The organism is Flavobacterium hiemivividum, assembly GCF_004349145.1.
Classification (GTDB): domain Bacteria; phylum Bacteroidota; class Bacteroidia; order Flavobacteriales; family Flavobacteriaceae; genus Flavobacterium; species Flavobacterium hiemivividum.
The window spans coordinates 223,552-240,916 of sequence record NZ_SMFO01000004.1; the positions used below are offsets into that span (position 1 = coordinate 223,552).

The following is a 17,365-nucleotide window of genomic DNA, read 5'->3' on the forward strand; positions in this document are numbered from 1 at the left end:
AACTATATTTGCAAGCTTAAAATAAATACTCAAAATGACATTATCACAAATCCTTACCCCTTCAATTGAAAAAGCGGTCCAAGCCTTATTTAATATTGCTATTGACAAAGTGGAATTTCAAACTACGCGGAAGGAATTTGAAGGAGATATTACTATGGTAATTTTTCCATTGTTGAAATTGGTAAAAAGCAATCCTGTTGAATTAGGAAATAAAATTGGAAACTATTTAGTGGAAAATCTAGCCGAAGTGAGCCGATTTAATGTGGTTTCTGGTTTTTTGAATATCGTAATCTCTGATGAATATTATTTGAATTTCTTTGATGGAATAAAGGATGAGGTTAAATATGGTTTCGTAACTCCTAATCCAGAAGAGAAAGCGGTAATGGTAGAATATTCTTCGCCAAACACTAATAAACCTTTGCATTTAGGTCACGTTCGTAATAATCTATTGGGCTATTCTGTAGCTGAAATTATTAAGGCTTCGGGTAAAAAAGTATACAAAACTCAAATCATAAACGATAGAGGAATTCATATTTGCAAATCGATGCTGGCTTGGCAGAAGTTTGGCAACGGAGAAACGCCTGAAAGTACGGGTTTAAAAGGCGATAAATTAGTTGGTAACTACTATGTTGCTTTCGATAAAGCTTATAAAGTTGAGATTGCTCAGTTAATGAGCGACGGTAAAACGGAAGATGAGGCTAAAAAGCAAGCGCCAATCATTCTAGAAGCCCAAGAAATGTTGTTGAAATGGGAGGCTGGTGATGAAGAGGTAATTGGGCTTTGGAAAAAAATGAACCAATGGGTTTATGATGGTTTTGCCATTAGCTACAAAAATCTTGGAGTTGATTTTGATACTTATTATTATGAAAGTAATACCTATTTGTTAGGTAAAGATGTTGTAAATATTGGACTCGAAAAAGGGATTTTCGAAAAAGATCCTGACGGTTCTGTTTGGATTGACTTGACTGATGAAGGATTAGATCGAAAAATCGTATTGCGTTCAGATGGAACTGCGGTATATATGACGCAGGATATTGGAACGGCAATTCAACGGGTGAAAGATTTTCCAGATGTGGGTGGAATGGTCTACACGGTGGGGAACGAACAAGATTACCATTTTAAAGTATTGTTTCTAATATTGAAAAAATTAGGATTTGACTGGTCTAAAAACTTATATCATTTATCATACGGAATGGTAGATTTACCTTCTGGGAAAATGAAAAGCCGTGAAGGAACAGTTGTGGATGCAGATGATTTGATGCAAGAAATGACAGATACGGCTCAAAAAATCGCCGAGGATTTAGGGAAACTAGATACGTATTCTAATGAAGAAAAAGCTAAATTATACAATACGATAGGTTTAGGTGCTTTAAAATATTATATACTTAAGGTAGATCCTAAAAAACGCATCTTGTTTAATCCAGAGGAATCGGTTGATTTTGCTGGGAATACAGGGCCGTTTATTCAATATACCTATGCGAGAATCCAATCTATTATTAGAAAATCGAATTTTGACTTTTCGAATAAATCAGGAATGGTGGAGCTTCATGCAAAAGAAAAAGAATTGGTAAAACAACTAGAGTTGTTTCCAGAAGTGATTCAAAATGCAGCGCAACATCATAGTCCAGCATTGCTTGCTAACTTTACTTATGATTTAGTACGTGAGTACAATTCGTTCTATCAAGCAGTTCCGATTTTAGGAGAAGAAGATTTAGAAAAGAAAATATTCAGAGTGCAGTTATCCAAAAAAGTAGCTGATGTGATAGCCTCTTCTTTTAGTTTGTTAGGGATTAATGTGCCAGAGAGAATGTAATATTTCTCGAAAATTATACTAAAAACGACCTCAATTTGGGGTCGTTTTTTTTGGTTAAAAGAATAGGATTAATAAGCTATCAATTATCTCATTATAAACGATTAAGTTTTGAAAAGATTTAAAATTAGCCACCTATTACACGAAAATCGCGAATTTGGATAATCTAAAATTGCATAGATTTCTGAATAATTATAAAAATTGATGAAATTAGTTTTTAACATCACTGAAATTAATGTCAAGTTGTGAAATTAGTGTCAAAAATGCCTGCCAATTATATAATAATCTAATTGCCTAATAATCTAACTTAGTTTATATTTGCACTTCAATAAAAGAAAAAATCATGTTCGATAATTTAAGCGATAAACTAGATAAAGCCTTTCATATATTAAAAGGGCACGGAAAAATCACCGAAGTAAACGTAGCCGAAACTTTAAAAGAAGTTCGTCGTGCCTTACTTGATGCCGATGTGAACTTTAAAATTGCCAAAGACTTTACTACTAGAGTTAAAGAAAAAGCACTTGGACAAGACGTTTTAACTACGCTTCAACCGGGACAACTTTTAGTAAAGTTGGTAAAAGATGAACTGACAGAATTAATGGGTGGTGATGTTGCAGGAGTCAATCTTTCTGGAAATCCTACTGTTATATTGATGTCCGGTTTACAAGGTTCAGGTAAGACTACCTTTTCTGGAAAACTAGCAAATTATCTTTTGAACAAAAAGAACAAAAAACCGCTTTTGGTTGCTTGTGATATTTACCGTCCAGCAGCGATTCAACAATTATACGTTGTTGGAGATTCTATAGGTGTTGAGGTATATTCAGAGCCAGAAAATAAAAACCCAGTTGAAATTGCTCAAAATGCAATTAAACACGCTAAGGAAAATGGTTTTAATGTGGTGATTGTGGATACCGCAGGTCGTCTAGCAGTTGATACTGAAATGATGGATGAAATATCCCGAGTTCATAAAGCAATTCAGCCGCAAGAGACTTTGTTTGTTGTGGATGCAATGACTGGACAAGATGCCGTAAACACAGCAAAAGCATTTAATGATATATTAAACTTCGACGGAGTTATCTTAACCAAATTAGATGGTGATACTCGTGGAGGAGCAGCACTTTCGATAAAATCTGTAGTTAATAAGCCAATTAAGTTTGTAGGTACAGGGGAGAAAATGGAAGCGATTGATGTTTTCTATCCTATTCGTATGGCAGAACGTATCCTTGGAATGGGAGATGTTGTGTCTTTGGTAGAAAGAGCACAAGAGCAGTTTGACGAAGAAGAAGCTAGAAAAATTCAGAAGAAAATTGCCAAAAACGAATTTGGTTTTGACGATTTCCTAACTCAAATTCAACAAGTAAAGAAAATGGGTAATATGAAAGACTTGGTTGGAATGATACCAGGAGCTTCAAAAGCCATGAAAGATGTGGAGATAGAAGACGATGCATTCAAGCATATTGAAGCTATTATTCACTCTATGACTCCAGCAGAGCGTAGCAAACCTTCCCTAATAGATGTGAAGAGAAAAGCTAGAATATCAAAAGGTTCGGGAACAAAAATCGAGCAAGTAAATCAATTGATGAAGCAGTTTGAGCAAATGAGTAAAATGATGAAAATGATGCAAGGCCCAGGCGGTAAAAACTTAATGAAAATGATGGGTGGAATGAAAGGCGGAATGCCTGGAGGTATGCCCGGAATGAGATAATATTTTGTTTTAAGTTTCAGGTTTCAAGTTGTTGGAGTCTGAAACTTTAAGCTTTAAACTTTAAACTTTTTTTAAAATGCAACTACTAGACGGAAACAAGACAGCAGCGGATATTAAAAATGAAATCGCAGCCGAAGTACAAATGATGAAAGACAATGGGGAAAAAGTACCTCATTTAGCAGCTGTTATAGTTGGTAGCAATGGCGCAAGTTTAACTTATGTTGGAAGTAAAGTTCGCTCTTGTGAGCAAATTGGTTTCGAATCAACCCTGGTTGCTTTGCCAGAAACGATTACCGAGGCTGAATTGTTAGACAAAATCAAAGAATTGAACGACAATGATAATTTAGATGGTTATATTGTTCAGTTGCCTTTGCCTAAACATATCGATGAGCAAAAAATCTTGATGGCAATTGATCCTGATAAAGATGTAGATGGTTTTCATCCTGCAAATTTTGGAAAAATGGCATTAGAAATGGATACTTTTTTACCTGCTACTCCTTATGGAATTATGGAGTTGTTAGAGCGTTACAAAGTAGAAACAGCCGGTAAACATACCGTTGTTATTGGACGTAGTCATATTGTAGGTCGTCCTATGAGTATTTTAATGAGTCGAAAAGGATATCCTGGAGATTCAACGGTTACATTGACGCACAGTAGAACCAAAAATATTGAAGAATACACAAAGACAGCCGACATTATCATTACAGCACTTGGAGTTCCAAATTATTTGAAAGCTGATATGGTGAAGGATGGTGTTGTGGTAATTGATGTAGGTATTACAAGAGTAGAAGATGCTAGCCACCCAAAAGGATACATTATCACAGGTGATGTTGACTTTGCAGAAGTTAGTAAAAAATCATCTTTTATTACTCCGGTTCCTGGAGGAGTAGGGCCTATGACCATTGCTATGTTATTGAAAAATACACTTTTGGCTCGAAAAATTAGAAGTAGAAAATAAAATATAAACAAGGCCTATTCCATTTCGAATAGGCTTTTTTAGTTATGGAAGAATCAGACATATTAGATTTTAATTCTATAGAGGAGTTTTTGGATTATTTGCCTGCAGCAGAACTGGAAATTGTCCTTTTTCTTCGTAAAATTATTCTAGAATGCATGCCGGATTGCAAAGAGAAATTAGCTCATAATATTCCGTTTTATTACCGTCATTCAAGAATTTGTTATATTTGGCCTGCTTCGATTCCTTGGACAAAAGTAGAAAAAGGAGTTGCTATAGGTTTTTGTAAAAACAGCGCGTTTAGGGATGAAGCTTTTGAGACGACTACTTTTAGTTCGAAAACCTTATTTTCTTCAATCGACGAGATTGATGTTGTTTCTTTAAAGCAACAAATCAACGAGGCTATTTTAATTGACGAACAAATCGTTAAAGCTAGGAGAAGAAGGATACAATAAATTTTTAGTTTACTCTCAAGCTTGGTTTTAGTCTTCAAGTGTTTAGTGCTACTTCATAGCAAATTGTTCAATCGACATATAGTAATGCTCCAAACTATTCAGCTTAAAGGGTGTTGCATTTTTTTTTAAGTGAAAGAAATGGTTTGCTTCCTGTTTTTCGGAAGAAGAAGCTTTATTCATAAAAAAACGGCGTGAATAATTTCACACCGTTTCTATTTTAATAATCTCCTCTTTTCTTAAATCTAGGATCGTCTCTTTTTATAAATTCCGTTCTTCTTTTTACGACTGGTTCGGGTTTTGGTAAACTCGCTTCTTCGGTTTTGCTAGAAGGCTCTATAAGTTCATTCATTTCTTTAATTTCGGCATCAGTTAAATCACGGTACCTTCCCATGGGAACATCAAGTGAAATATTGATGATTCGAATGCGTTTTAAAGCCGTAACTTCATAGCCCAAGTATTCAGTCATTCGACGAATTTGGCGATTTAAACCTTGCGTTAAAATGATTTTGAAAGTAGTAGAACTGATTTTTTCTACCTTACATTTTTTGGTAATCGTGTCCAAAATAGGAACTCCATTTCCCATTTTTTCAATAAAACGATCGGTAATTAATTTATTTACCGTTACGGTGTATTCTTTTTCGTGATTGTTTCTAGCGCGTAAAATCTTATTTACAATATCACCGTCATTAGTCATGAAAATCAATCCTTCACTGGCTTTATCTAGTCGGCCAATAGGGAAAATACGGGTAGGATAGTTGATGTAATCTACAATGTTGTTGTGAACATCCAAGTTTGTGGTACATTCAATTCCTACTGGTTTGTAGAAAGCAAGGTAAACCGGTTTCTCATTTTTTTCACGGATCAATTTACCGTCAATACGCACTTCGTCATGCGGTGCAACCTTAGTGCCTAATTCGGGGATAACTCCGTTAAGCGTAACACGTCCTTCATCGATTAGTTTATCAGCTTCTCGACGGGAGCAATATCCAGTTTCTCCTATGAATTTATTGAGGCGTTTTAGATTTTCTTCCATACTGCAAAAGTAATGAATTTGATAATTAGATACTATTTAAAATTGATTTGAAAAGTATTGTTACACAAAGATGCTCAAAGTTTTTTTTAAAAAAATTATAAAATTCTTCGTGAAGCTTTGTGAAATAGTTTTTTTTAAAATTACTCAAATAAAAACTGCGAGACTTTCTTGTATAATTCGTCGCTGTGCATGCTGTGACCTAGACCACTGGTTTCGATAAAAACAGCGTCTTTCCAAGTGCTAGCTATTTTTTTTCCTTCTTCGAATAAAACAACATTGTCCTCCGTATCGTGGGCGATAAATCCTTTTGTTGGTATTGCTGCGGCAAAAACTTTTCCAGAAAAATTCTCTAATTTCAATTTGAAATGATTGAGATAATGCGCTTCTAAGCCTCTGGAGATTATAGAATTTAAACTAAGCATTGCGATATAATTATTAAGTATAATATTGAAATCGCTCGGCGAACCTAATAATACCGTTTTTTCAATACTATTATTCTGATAGGTGGATTGATAGTATAAACAAGTCTTTCCACCTAGAGAATGTCCGATGAGATATTGCGGTTTAAATTTACCCACTAAAATATCAATAAAGGCGGCATATTGCGGGATGTTGAATTCCTTTCCGCTCGAAAGTCCGTGAGCTGGCGCGTCGATAGCGATAATAGTACTACCGGATTTTTGTAAATAAGGTAATATTTTTTCCCAGCGCGAGGCATTACTTTCCCAGCCGTGGGCTAAAAGAACAATTGTATTATTGCCTTTCCAAGTATAGGTTTGAAAATGGGCTCCGTTGTGATGATAGGTTTCTTGCTCTGTTTCTTGAAGGATTGCCGGAAGCTTGTCCTTAGATAATTTTCCGTCTCTAGGTTCGCTAAATAAAGTATAAGCAAGTTGAGTCGCTTTTTTGGGGAGTAAAAAACTCAGGAAATTAATGTAAAATCCGACAGACTTAGTAAAAAGGAAGTAGATTGATTTTTTCACATGTAGATATTATTGATTTTTATCGGTCATGTGTAATTCGCATTTGATTATTGGTGTTTGCGAAGAAATTACGGTCATGCTCATTTCATAAAAAAAAAGTCCCGATGTGAATCGGGACTTAAATATATTTAGAATTTAGAAAATAATTTTTCCATTTTTTCTTTTTCTTCATCAGCTAAAACGCTGTCAACTAAAATTCTTCCTGAATGCTCGTCGATTATAATTTTCTTTCTAGAAGCAATCTCAACCTGAGTTTGAGGTGGAATCGTAAAGAAAGATCCTGCAGATGCACCTCTTTCGATAGAAACAACAGCTAAACCGTTACGAACACTTGTTCTAATTCTAGTGTAAGCAGCTAGTAATCTAGCGTCGATTTGAGTTTGGTATTCAGCAGATTGCTCTGTTAAATATTCCTCTTCCTTAGCAGTTTCAGACATAATAGCGTCTAATTCTGATTTTTTATGTTTCAAGTGATTTGATTTTACTTCTAATCTTTCTTTCGATTGAGAAATAACCTCTTTCTTGTGCTCAATAGAAGCTTTCATTTCTTTCATTTGCTTTTCAGCTAATTGAATTTCAAGTTCTTGAAACTCAACTTCTTTTGTCAAAGAGTTGAATTCTCTATTGTTACGAACACTTTCTTGTTGTTTTGTGTACTTTTTGATAGCTTCTTTGTGCTCATCAATTGCATTCTTTTTTCCTTTGATAAGGTCCTCGATTACTTCAAGTTCGCTTTTCAATTTTTCAGAACGTGTGCTCAAGCCTGCAACTTCATCTTCTAAATCTTCCACTTCTAAAGGAAGTTCTCCTCTTACATTTCTGATTTCGTCAATTCTAGAGTCAATAAGTTGTAAATCGTAAATTGCTCTTAACTTGTCCTCAACACTTAATTCTTTCGTATTCGCCATATTCTATAAGTACTTAACTGGATTTGTATTTTCTTCTGATAAAATGATGGCAAAATTAAGGATTTTTTTCCGAAGATAATCAACAATATAATTTTTTGTATAGCGTTCGCTTTCAAAATGTCCAATATCCGCCAAAAGAAGCTGATTTTCGGCCTCATAAAACTGATGATACTTCAAATCAGCGGTTAAAAAAGCATCGGCTCCAGCCAAAATTGCATTTTTTATAGCATAACTGCCAGAACCTCCCAAGACGGCCACCTTTTTTATTGGTTTTCCTAAAAATGCCGAATGACGAATTCCATCCGATTGCATTTTGTCCTTTACAACTGCTAAAAAATCGTTCTCTTCCATTGGAGTGTTAAATTCTCCAATCATTCCTAATCCTATATTTTGATGTTGGTTTTGCAATTCATAAATTTCGTAAGCGACTTCTTCATACACATGATTACTGAAAAGGGCTTTAAGAATTTTGGATTCTAAATGTTTTTCGAATGTTACTTCGATTTTAATTTCGGGAGTTTCCACAAATTCAAATCGCTCTCCTAATTGTGGATCGCTATTTTCATTGCCCATATAAGTTCCAATTCCTTTAGAGTTGAAACTGCAGTCTTCATAATTACCAATGTTTCCGGCGCCAGCTTCAAAGAGTGCGTTGCGTACTTTTTCAGCGTTTTCTGGAATGGTGTAGGTAATTAGTTTTCGAATAAAATTTTGCTTTGGAACTAAAACCGAAGTATTAACTAAGCCAATTGCGTCACAAAATATTTTATTAACTCCGTGCTGATGATTGTCTAAGGCAGTGTGAACGGCATATATGGCAATGTCATTTTTTATGGCTTTTATAATGGAACGCTCGACATAATTTTTACCCGTTATTTTCTTTAGACCTGAGAATAAAATAGGATGAAAACAAACGACTAGATTGCATTTTTTTTCAATTGCCTCGTCAATCACATTTTCTAAGGCGTCGTGACACACTAGAACTCCAGTCGCTTCGCTGTTTTGATCACCGACTAATAGACCAACATTGTCAAAATCTTCGGCATAAGCCAGCGGAGCCATTTCTTCGAGAACGGATAGTATTTCTTTTATTTTCATGATTTTTTAGTTTAAAGCTTAAGGTTTAAAGTTTGATGAGTGGATAACTTTAAACTTTAAACAAAAGAAACAAAAAATTTATTATAAAGCTAAGACTGCAAGCTTGATTATAGCAAGACAGTACTAAAGTACAACTTTGAAAAGTGATATGAAATTTAGTTTATGATTAGAATACTATATATAGGTGTACTATTATTTTTTCTTTCGTTTAAAAATCGACATTCCTTTGCCAAATAAATAAAATAAAATGGTTTTTACTTTTTCTTGTAAAGTTAAGCGCAGTAAAGAAAAAGCCTTTGTTATTTGTGCCTCGACTGTTTTAATCGAAACATCAAGATGTTCGGCAATTTCGACGTTGGTTAAACCTTCTTGCTTGCTTAAAATAAAAACCTCTTTGCATTTTGGAGGTAGATTATTAATTTCTTTGTTTAGAACGGTCACTATTCGTTCCATGTCTTCGGCATTGTTTTCTTGAGCGGCTGTATTTAAAGCTTCAAAATAAGTTTTTTCGAGCGTAAACAGCGATTGGTTTTTACGGTATTGATCGATAAACTCATTATATACTAGTTTATACAAAAAACTTTGGATGGAATGGCTCTGTTTTAATCTTGTGCGTTGTTCCCATACTTTAACAAAAACATTTTGAACGATGTCTTCGGCGGTATAAATATTCCTAATAAGACTATTTGCATAAACACAAAGTTTGTGATGATAAGTATTCATCAAGTACTCATATGCTTTTTCGTCGCCTTTGCTCAGGCGTTCTATGAGAAAGTCATTATTATTAAAATCAGCGCTATTCATGGAAGCAAAGGAAAGAAATTATCAGATAAAATTCATTCGAAATAAAAAAAAGATGAACTAATAATTAGGGTATTGGATTTGGGCTTCGTAGTAGTAAAAAAGAAAGTCCATGATGACATTGAAAAAAGCAGAACGACTAATTGTAAAATTCATTACAAATCAAGCAAATTTAGAAGAGATTCAAGCTCTTACTGAATGGCTCGACGGGAATATGGATAATCAAATGGTGTTTAAGGATTTCGTAAAAACAAATTATGCGATTGACTATGCTATGAACACATTTGATTCTAAGGCGACAAAAAAGGATCTATTGCAAAAAATTAGGGAGGAAAACAATGTATTTCTAAGACGTAGATTTCAATCTTATTTGAAATATGCAGCTGTACTTGTAGTAGGTTTAAGTGCATTTTATTTTTATCAAAATAATAGTATTTTAAGTCAAAATGACGAAGTTTTAATTCCCAAAGAAGAATTGATTACACTACAATCTGATAACGGCGAAGTGCAGGTCATTAATCCAGCAATTTCTACAAGCATTACTAATAAGTTTGGACAGATCGTAGGGAAGCAAGATAAAAGTAAGATTATGTATTCAGATGAAGAATCTGATGGAGTTTTAGCATACAATACAATAAAGATCCCTTATGGGAAACGATTTCAGGTTGCATTATCAGATGGGACTATTGTACACTTAAATTCTGGAACTACATTAAAGTATCCTGTTCGATTTTTGAAAAATCAAAACCGACAAGTTTTTCTAACTGGAGAAGCATTTTTTGAAGTTGCCAAAGACAAAGCACATCCATTTACTGTAAATACTCGAGAAATGAATGTTGAAGTTCTAGGTACTAAATTTAATATGAGTACCTATCCAGAAGACCTTACCTCTGATGTAGTACTTGTAGAGGGAAGTGTAGGACTATATAAAGATCAAAAAACGACTAATAACTTAGTGAAATTAACTCCTGGTCTAAAAGGTTCGAATACTAAAGGACAACAAAATATTTTTACCGAAAAAGTAAACACTGATATTTATACTGCATGGGTCACAGGAAGTTTAGTTTTCAAGAACATGCCTTTTGATGCCATTATCAAAAAATTAGAACGCCATTATAACGTGACTTTTATTAATAAAAATAAAACGCTTGGAAAAGAAGTTTTTAGTGCGCGTTTTGATAATGAGCCTATTGCTGTAGTACTTAAGTTTCTTAATGATAGCTACGCCATCAATTATAAAATAAAAGACAATACAATTATAATTCAATAAAAATCCAATACTGTTGCCTATGATGTAAAACCAAGAACTAAGGTCGTTTGTACCGCTAAGTAAAAGAGATTGTAAATGCTCGAATATTGGCCGGTAAATAAGCGTAATAATTTAACTAAACTAACCGCATTAAAAAAAAACATTTGAAAGTATGAAAAAACTATCTAAGAGCACCAGGTTTGATAAACCTTTTTTTAAATTTGATTTAAAAATGAAACTAACCACTTTATTATTACTTACTACCTTGTCCGTAGTTCATGCCACTGGACTTTATTCCCAAAAAACAAAGGTTTCATTAATAGCCAATAATATTGAGGTGGCCAAAGTCATTGAAAAAATTGAAAGTGAAACTGACTATAAATTCATTTTTAACAATAGATCTGTTAATCTCGATCGTACAATAGATATTAAAGTAAAAGACGAAACTATTAATTCAGTCTTGAATATTTTATTTAAAGGAACAAGCACAGATTACAAAGTAACTGGAACGCATATTGTTTTAACTTCAAAACAAGAACCGATTTCGAATCAATTTAGCAATTCTAAGGCAAATGCGGATATTGTTATAAGAGGAACAGTGACGGATGAAATGGGACTTCCTTTAGTGGGTGTTTCTATCGCTGTTAGAGGCACCTCCCAAGGAACATTTACAAACTTTGATGGTAAATTTGAATTAGCACTAACTGAAAAAGGAAAAATTTTAGTCTTTTCACATTTGGGTTATAAGCCAGCAAGTTTAAAAATCACGAATCAAACGGATGTAAATATAGTTCTTGAAGCAGAAGTTAATGAGCTTGAGGAAGTAGTGCTAGTAGGTTATGGTAATCAAAAACGTACTGAGTTTTCGGGAGCTGTTTCATCTGTAAGTACTAAGGATATTGTGCAGGCTGCAACTGGAACTATAGGATTTGACAGAGCCTTAGGTGGTTTAGTAAAAGGATTACAAGTATCTCAAAATACGGGTCGTCCGGGTGCACCAGTTCGTATCAATATTAGAGGAATTACTTCACCACTATCTGCTGGAGGATTGAATCAGCCATTATTTGTTATTGATGGAGTGCCATTTAATATTGATGCAATGCAAGGAGCAAATCCATTGTCGACATTGAATCCTAATGATATTGAAAGCTTTGATGTATTGAAAGATGCTGGAGCAACTGCTATCTACGGTTCACGCGGAGCCAATGGTGTAATAATCATCAAAACAAAAAGAGGTAAAAAAGGGCAAGCGCCAAGAGTGAATTTTTCATACGCAACTACTTTAGCTCAACCTGTAAAAACGGTTGGAGTATTAAATGCTAGTCAATATAAAAATTACTACAACTTATTGTTATCTAATACAGTAGGAGCTATGAATAGCGGTCAATTAGATCCTTTTGTTTCTTTTGATTTAGAGGGTATTGCTAATGTGGCAATTGACTGGGATACCTTCATGGTAAATTATGATGGTATAAAAGACGATTATTTTGGTACTGCCGATACGGATTGGAACAAAGAAGTTTTTAGAAGTATGGCAATAACAAGACAAGCTAATTTAAGTTTGAGTGGTGGTAGCGATAAAACGAATTACAATTTCAGTTCTTCTTTTATTGACCAGGAAGGTTTAACAGTTAATGATGAATTTAAACAATATAATTTAGGACTTTCTGTAGATACAGAGTTGAGTGACTATGTAAGATTAGGAAGTTCGATAAATGTAGGACATACTGAGGCAAATTCAGGTGAGAATGATATTTTAAATCAGTTCACAGTTAACACTTCTATCGCCCGTGCTCGTCCTGATCTACCTGTGAGAGATGAGAACGGAAAATTATTAGGGCAAATGGATTGGCAATATGCCTTTTTCCCAACAATGGAGCCGAATCCATTAATGCGTCTAAGCAACAAGACAAACAATAAGTCTTATAACTTAATTAGTAGTGCTTACCTAGAAGTAGAGCCATTAAAAGATTTAAAGATTAAAACAGATGTAAATGCTTCGGTATTTTACAATAGAAATAGCTCTTTTATTCCAAAAATTTCAGAGACAGATTTTCTGTTTTTTCCTAACGATTCTTACTTAAGTGAAGATGATGGTTTGGTTTCAAATGTTACAACGAATCTTACTGCTAATTATGAGTTTAATATTTCAGATCATAAAATAGGTTTATTAGCAGGAGCTGCTTGGGACAATACCAACTTTAATAGTAAGAGTAATTTTTATGCCGGTTTTCCAGATGATGAGGTTTTAATCAATGCTTCTGCAGCAAGAACTGTAATAGGTTATTCTAGTAATAGAGTTGAAACAGGATTGTATTCTTTGTTTTCTCGTTTGAACTACGGTTATAAAAACTTATACAATGCCACTTTAAATTTTAGAACAGACACTTCTTCAAAATTTGGTCCAGGTAATAAAAGAGGATATTTCCCCTCCTTATCTGCAAGTTGGAATGTTTCTAATGAAGAGTTTTTATTGGATAGTGAGAAAGTAAATGTTTTGAAATTAAGAGCGAGTATTGGTAGAGTAGGTTCTACAAATGTATCTGATTTTGCTTATTTACAGTTTTTTCAAACTCAATCTGGTAATATTTACAATGGTAATTCAGCTGTTGTCCCTGAGGATAATTTTCCAAATCCTACTATAGGTTGGGAATCGACTGATGAGGTGAATTTAGGTCTAGACTTCGGGTTCTTCAATAACCGTTTGAAAGGTAGTGTAGATGTTTACGATAGAAAAACTACTGACGCTTTAACTAGAACACCTAGTCCAAAGGAGTTAGGTCCTGCTACTTATTATTCAAACTTTATGGATGTAACTAATAGAGGAGTTGAAGTAAGCATAGGCGGTGATATCGTAAGAAGTGAAGACTTTGTTTGGTCTACCAATGTAAACTGGTCGTTTAACAGAAATAAATTGGTGAAATTAAACGGTGCTAGTATCAACCCATTTCAGTTGGACTACTATATTGAAGGTCAGCCAGTAGGTACGATTAAAGGATATAAAGTGGCTAAGATTTTTCAAACTCAAGACGAAGTAGATGCGTTAAATAATGCTTCGCCAACAGGGATTTATGATAAAATGTCAACTAGTGTGGGAGATTTCATGATGGAAGACGTAAATGGAGACGGTCAAATCACAATTGATGACAGAGCTATAATCGGGAATATCCAACCAGACTTTTTTGGTGGAATTTCAAATACATTTGCTTATAAAAATTTTAGCCTTAATGCTTTGTTACAGTATTCAGTAGGAGCAAAATCGATTTGGAATGCAATTCCTACGGGAGTTTACAATTCATTGGGTGAAAATAAATACAGTGAGTATGCATTAAATACTTGGACTCCAGAAAATCCAAATGCTCGTTATGCAAAAGCACTTTATTCAGATCCGTCTGCTAATGGTAGAGTTTCAGATAGATATATATATGACACATCTTACTTGCGTTTAAGAAGCCTACAGTTTAGCTACAATTTTGAACAACAATTGTTAGATAAAATTGGTGTTGATAGAGCGACACTTACGTTGACAGGAACAAATTTAGTAACATGGACAAAATGGCCTGGAATAGACCCTGAAACTTTTTCAGAAAGAGGTACAATTACAGATCAAATAAACAATGAAGATCCGTATCCATTAGCTAAGTCATTCTCGTTAGGAATTCAAGTTCAATTTTAAATTTAAGTACAGATGAAACAACATATAAGAAAAATAAATACTGTTTTAATTTTTGCAATTGCAGCAACAATTACTAGCTGTAACATTGACGACATAAAACCACAAAATAAATTAACAACAGAAAACACAGTAAGAGATGAAGCTTCGGCTCAGATGGTTCTTAATGGTGTTTACGATTTAGGAAGAGAGTTTGATGTTAGTTTTTTTCCATTGCATTTAGCTGCTTTGGGTAATGAAGGTACAATTTCAGGATTTATGAGCGGTAGTAAAGGCTTCAATGTTAATGAAGTTCCTGTTGATAATGTCTTTTTAGGAAATTTGTATAACGGTCACTATAAGATTATCAATTCCTGTAATTTTTTGATTCAGGAGTTAGAAGCAGGTAAGGCTATTGGTATTTCTGAAACCAAAAAAGGAGAGATGCTTGCTGAGGCTAAGTTTCAACGTGCTTTTACACATTTTAATTTACTGCGTTATTTTGGGGAGTTTTATAATTTAAACTCAACTTACGGAATAGTTTTAAAAACAACATTTTCAACAAAACTTGAAGCTAAACCTAGAAATACCGTTGCAGAGGTGTACAAGCAAATCGAAGATGACTTGATTTTTGCTGCAGCAAATGGACCTGTTTATGTGGAGCATTTCTACTCAGGAAGCCTTGCGGCCAAAGCATTATTGTCTAAAGTATATTTGTACGAAAAGAAATTTACTGAGGCAGCAACATTAGCAGAAGAAGTGATCAACAATAGTGAAGGTTATGCTTTAGAAGACAACTATGCTGATATTTTTAGCAATAGTTTTAACTCGTCAGAAGTTATTTTCGCACCATTTACTGGTCCGGATAACGAGGGAAAAACACAAATGAGCCAAGTAAACAGAACAACTTACAGTCAGTCATTGCGAACTTTAGCCGATGCTCAAGTAGGAACTTCAACTAATGGTAGTTTATCTGGTGCTGGCTCCGGTTATGACCCACGTTTCTCGTTTGCTTACAGTAACGCTACAAAAAAATCTAACGGTAATGGAAAATATCCATTTCTAGATCAAATATCTTCTCAAGGAAATACATTGTATCATTTACGCCTTGCTGAAATATATTTAGTTAAGGCAGAAGCAGAAGCACGTAGAACTGGTGGGGATTTAGGGAACGCATTGGGACGACTTAACGAAATTAGAGATCGTGCGGGAGTTACTGCAAAAGTTCTTACTACTAAGGCAACTTTATTAGAAGACATACGCAACGAAAAATTATTGGAACTTTTCTTCGAAAACGGTGAAGGTTGGTTTGATATTGTTCGTTATCATTCACAAGGAAATCTAACTGCCTCAGCTGTAAAAGCTTCATTAGTATCCGAAAATCAGTTTGTGTTACCTATGCCTCTGGATGTTATAACAGGGAATAATACAATTATTCAAAATAAAGGCTATTAAGCCAGTGACAATTTTTAAAGGAGCGGTGTAATATATAGCTGTGATTATATAATATTCATAAGAATTGTACACCGTTCCTGTTTTAACTATTAATTTTAAAATACCACAAAATGAAAAATTTATCATTGTTAGCATTACTATTTGTTTTGCTTTCTTGCCAAGAAGTAATACCACAAAAAGACTATGTAGTCGTTCACGGAAAAATTGAAAATCCAATTGAGGGACTAGGCGTAAGACTTTTTGATCCAGTTAGTTCAAAAGCAATTACGATTAAAGTTGCCGCTGACGGAACTTATAGAGATACTATTAAATTAGATAAACCTACTTTTTTTAATACCTTTTATGACAAATTTTTCAGTCTGTATCTTGCTAATGATATGGATTTAGAAATTAATTTTGATGCTAAAAATGTTTCTAAAAGCCTTACTATTAAAGGAAAAGGAGAAAAAGAAAATGATTTCTTAAGAACCAAAGCTAAACTAGAAGGAGAATTGTATGGAGGCGATTATAATGCTTTTTTAAACGCAGAAAAAGAAGTGTTTGATACTAAAATCAATAAATTCAGTACGGACTTTAAGGCGGCACTTGAGCAAAAAAAATCAGAGCTTGATACTTCCTTCGTTAGTTCTCAACTTAAAATGATCGAAGAATTAAAAAAGGGTATTGCACAACAATATGCTGACGCGCAAAGAAACAAAAGTGAGTTAGGAGCAGGCATGCAATCACCAGATTTTAAAAATTATATCAATTATGACGGTGGAAAATCATCGCTTTCAGACTTTAGAGGAAGCTATGTTTTTATTGATGTTTGGGCAACATGGTGTGGACCTTGCAAATATGAGTTCCCTTTTATAGGAAAAGTGGAGAAAGCTTTCCATGACAAAAACATAAAATTTGTAAGTATATCTGTAGACCGTTTGAAAGACGAACAAAAATGGCGTGATATGATTAAAGCCGAAGGCCTATCAGGAATCCATCTTTTGGCCGACAAAGAAATAGAGTCTGCGTTTACTGCAGGTTATTATATTCAAGGAATTCCTCGTTTTATAGTTTTAGATAAAGAAGGAAAAATCATCAATGCTGATGCGCCAAGACCTTCTGAACCTGCATTGACCGATCTACTAAACTCATTAGACATGTAGTTTTTCGAAAGTGAAAAGCTATCTTTTATAAAATGTTGATTTAAAACTAGAGTATTTAGCTTCTCTAGTTTTAAATTACATTTCAAATTAAATCAAAAAAAATTTCATTGGTTACCCTG

Annotated in this window: 13 protein-coding genes; 8 read left to right on the forward strand and 5 right to left on the reverse strand. The window is 34.1% G+C overall.

Annotated features, from left to right (window positions below):
• The first annotated feature begins 34 nt into the window (after positions 1 to 34).
• The 4 genes from argS (at position 35) to E0F98_RS08295 (ending at position 4,925) form a co-directional block, all read left to right on the forward strand.
• Positions 35 to 1,813 (forward strand): arginine--tRNA ligase, encoded by a 1,779-nt coding sequence (gene argS / locus E0F98_RS08280; protein ID WP_132110343.1) that lies wholly within the window; start codon positions 35 to 37, stop codon positions 1,811 to 1,813.
• A gap of 340 nt (positions 1,814 to 2,153) precedes the next feature.
• The gene (gene ffh / locus E0F98_RS08285; RefSeq protein ID WP_132110345.1) at positions 2,154 to 3,515 is read left to right on the forward strand and encodes a signal recognition particle protein; all 1,362 of its coding nucleotides are present in this window, start codon (positions 2,154 to 2,156) and stop codon (positions 3,513 to 3,515) included.
• A gap of 76 nt (positions 3,516 to 3,591) precedes the next feature.
• Positions 3,592 to 4,473 carry a bifunctional 5,10-methylenetetrahydrofolate dehydrogenase/5,10-methenyltetrahydrofolate cyclohydrolase gene (locus E0F98_RS08290; protein ID WP_132110347.1) on the forward strand — a complete coding sequence of 294 codons (882 nt, stop codon included), beginning with the start codon at positions 3,592 to 3,594 and terminating at the stop codon, positions 4,471 to 4,473.
• Between the two features lie 44 nt (positions 4,474 to 4,517).
• A complete protein-coding gene (locus E0F98_RS08295) occupies positions 4,518 to 4,925 on the forward strand; it encodes a DUF1801 domain-containing protein (RefSeq protein ID WP_132110349.1) in 408 nt (135 codons plus the stop codon).
• 217 nt (positions 4,926 to 5,142) lie between these two features.
• Here the strand turns inward: E0F98_RS08295 and rluF are convergent, their stop codons facing one another.
• The 5 genes from rluF to E0F98_RS08320 all read right to left on the reverse strand — a co-directional run bounded on the left by rluF (position 5,143) and on the right by E0F98_RS08320 (position 9,751).
• Positions 5,143 to 5,958, reverse strand: coding sequence for a 23S rRNA pseudouridine(2604) synthase RluF (gene rluF / locus E0F98_RS08300; RefSeq protein WP_132110351.1), 816 nt, complete (start codon positions 5,956 to 5,958; stop codon positions 5,143 to 5,145).
• A 140-nt stretch (positions 5,959 to 6,098) separates the two neighbouring features.
• Positions 6,099 to 6,941 (reverse strand): alpha/beta fold hydrolase, encoded by an 843-nt coding sequence (locus E0F98_RS08305; protein WP_132110353.1) that lies wholly within the window; start codon positions 6,939 to 6,941, stop codon positions 6,099 to 6,101.
• A gap of 128 nt (positions 6,942 to 7,069) precedes the next feature.
• On the reverse strand, positions 7,070 to 7,849 hold the full coding sequence (locus E0F98_RS08310) for a zinc ribbon domain-containing protein (RefSeq protein WP_132110355.1): 780 nt from the start codon (positions 7,847 to 7,849) through the stop codon (positions 7,070 to 7,072).
• A gap of 3 nt (positions 7,850 to 7,852) precedes the next feature.
• Positions 7,853 to 8,947: a Nif3-like dinuclear metal center hexameric protein gene (locus E0F98_RS08315; protein ID WP_132110357.1), complete on the reverse strand. Its 1,095-nt coding sequence runs from the start codon at positions 8,945 to 8,947 to the stop codon at positions 7,853 to 7,855.
• 192 nt (positions 8,948 to 9,139) lie between these two features.
• Complete coding sequence (locus E0F98_RS08320) at positions 9,140 to 9,751, reverse strand: RNA polymerase sigma factor (RefSeq protein WP_132110359.1); 612 nt, start codon at positions 9,749 to 9,751, stop codon at positions 9,140 to 9,142.
• Between the two features lie 109 nt (positions 9,752 to 9,860).
• On the opposite strand from E0F98_RS08320, the gene E0F98_RS08325 reads away from it, so the two are divergent.
• The 4 genes from E0F98_RS08325 to E0F98_RS08340 all read left to right on the forward strand — a co-directional run bounded on the left by E0F98_RS08325 (position 9,861) and on the right by E0F98_RS08340 (position 17,246).
• Positions 9,861 to 11,018: a FecR family protein gene (locus E0F98_RS08325; RefSeq protein WP_132110361.1), complete on the forward strand. Its 1,158-nt coding sequence runs from the start codon at positions 9,861 to 9,863 to the stop codon at positions 11,016 to 11,018.
• Positions 11,019 to 11,229: 211 nt separating this feature from the next.
• Positions 11,230 to 14,673: a TonB-dependent receptor gene (locus E0F98_RS08330; RefSeq protein WP_243699213.1), complete on the forward strand. Its 3,444-nt coding sequence runs from the start codon at positions 11,230 to 11,232 to the stop codon at positions 14,671 to 14,673.
• A gap of 12 nt (positions 14,674 to 14,685) precedes the next feature.
• Positions 14,686 to 16,104 (forward strand): RagB/SusD family nutrient uptake outer membrane protein, encoded by a 1,419-nt coding sequence (locus E0F98_RS08335; RefSeq protein WP_132110365.1) that lies wholly within the window; start codon positions 14,686 to 14,688, stop codon positions 16,102 to 16,104.
• A gap of 110 nt (positions 16,105 to 16,214) precedes the next feature.
• The gene (locus E0F98_RS08340; RefSeq protein ID WP_132110367.1) at positions 16,215 to 17,246 is read left to right on the forward strand and encodes a TlpA family protein disulfide reductase; all 1,032 of its coding nucleotides are present in this window, start codon (positions 16,215 to 16,217) and stop codon (positions 17,244 to 17,246) included.
• The last annotated feature ends 119 nt before the right edge of the window (positions 17,247 to 17,365 follow it).

Excerpts from the sequence above, each read along its gene's own strand:
- argS (WP_132110343.1), top strand. The coding sequence starts at position 35 with ATGACATTATCACAAATCCTTACCCCTTCAATTGAAAAAGCGGTCCAA.
- ffh (WP_132110345.1), top strand. The coding sequence starts at position 2,154 with ATGTTCGATAATTTAAGCGATAAACTAGATAAAGCCTTTCATATATTA.
- E0F98_RS08290 (WP_132110347.1), top strand. The coding sequence starts at position 3,592 with ATGCAACTACTAGACGGAAACAAGACAGCAGCGGATATTAAAAATGAA.
- E0F98_RS08295 (WP_132110349.1), top strand. The coding sequence starts at position 4,518 with ATGGAAGAATCAGACATATTAGATTTTAATTCTATAGAGGAGTTTTTG.
- rluF (WP_132110351.1), bottom strand. The coding sequence starts at position 5,958 with ATGGAAGAAAATCTAAAACGCCTCAATAAATTCATAGGAGAAACTGGA.
- E0F98_RS08310 (WP_132110355.1), bottom strand. The coding sequence starts at position 7,849 with ATGGCGAATACGAAAGAATTAAGTGTTGAGGACAAGTTAAGAGCAATT.
- E0F98_RS08315 (WP_132110357.1), bottom strand. The coding sequence starts at position 8,947 with ATGAAAATAAAAGAAATACTATCCGTTCTCGAAGAAATGGCTCCGCTG.
- E0F98_RS08320 (WP_132110359.1), bottom strand. The coding sequence starts at position 9,751 with ATGAATAGCGCTGATTTTAATAATAATGACTTTCTCATAGAACGCCTG.
- E0F98_RS08325 (WP_132110361.1), top strand. The coding sequence starts at position 9,861 with ATGATGACATTGAAAAAAGCAGAACGACTAATTGTAAAATTCATTACA.
- E0F98_RS08330 (WP_243699213.1), top strand. The coding sequence starts at position 11,230 with ATGAAACTAACCACTTTATTATTACTTACTACCTTGTCCGTAGTTCAT.
- E0F98_RS08335 (WP_132110365.1), top strand. The coding sequence starts at position 14,686 with ATGAAACAACATATAAGAAAAATAAATACTGTTTTAATTTTTGCAATT.
- E0F98_RS08340 (WP_132110367.1), top strand. The coding sequence starts at position 16,215 with ATGAAAAATTTATCATTGTTAGCATTACTATTTGTTTTGCTTTCTTGC.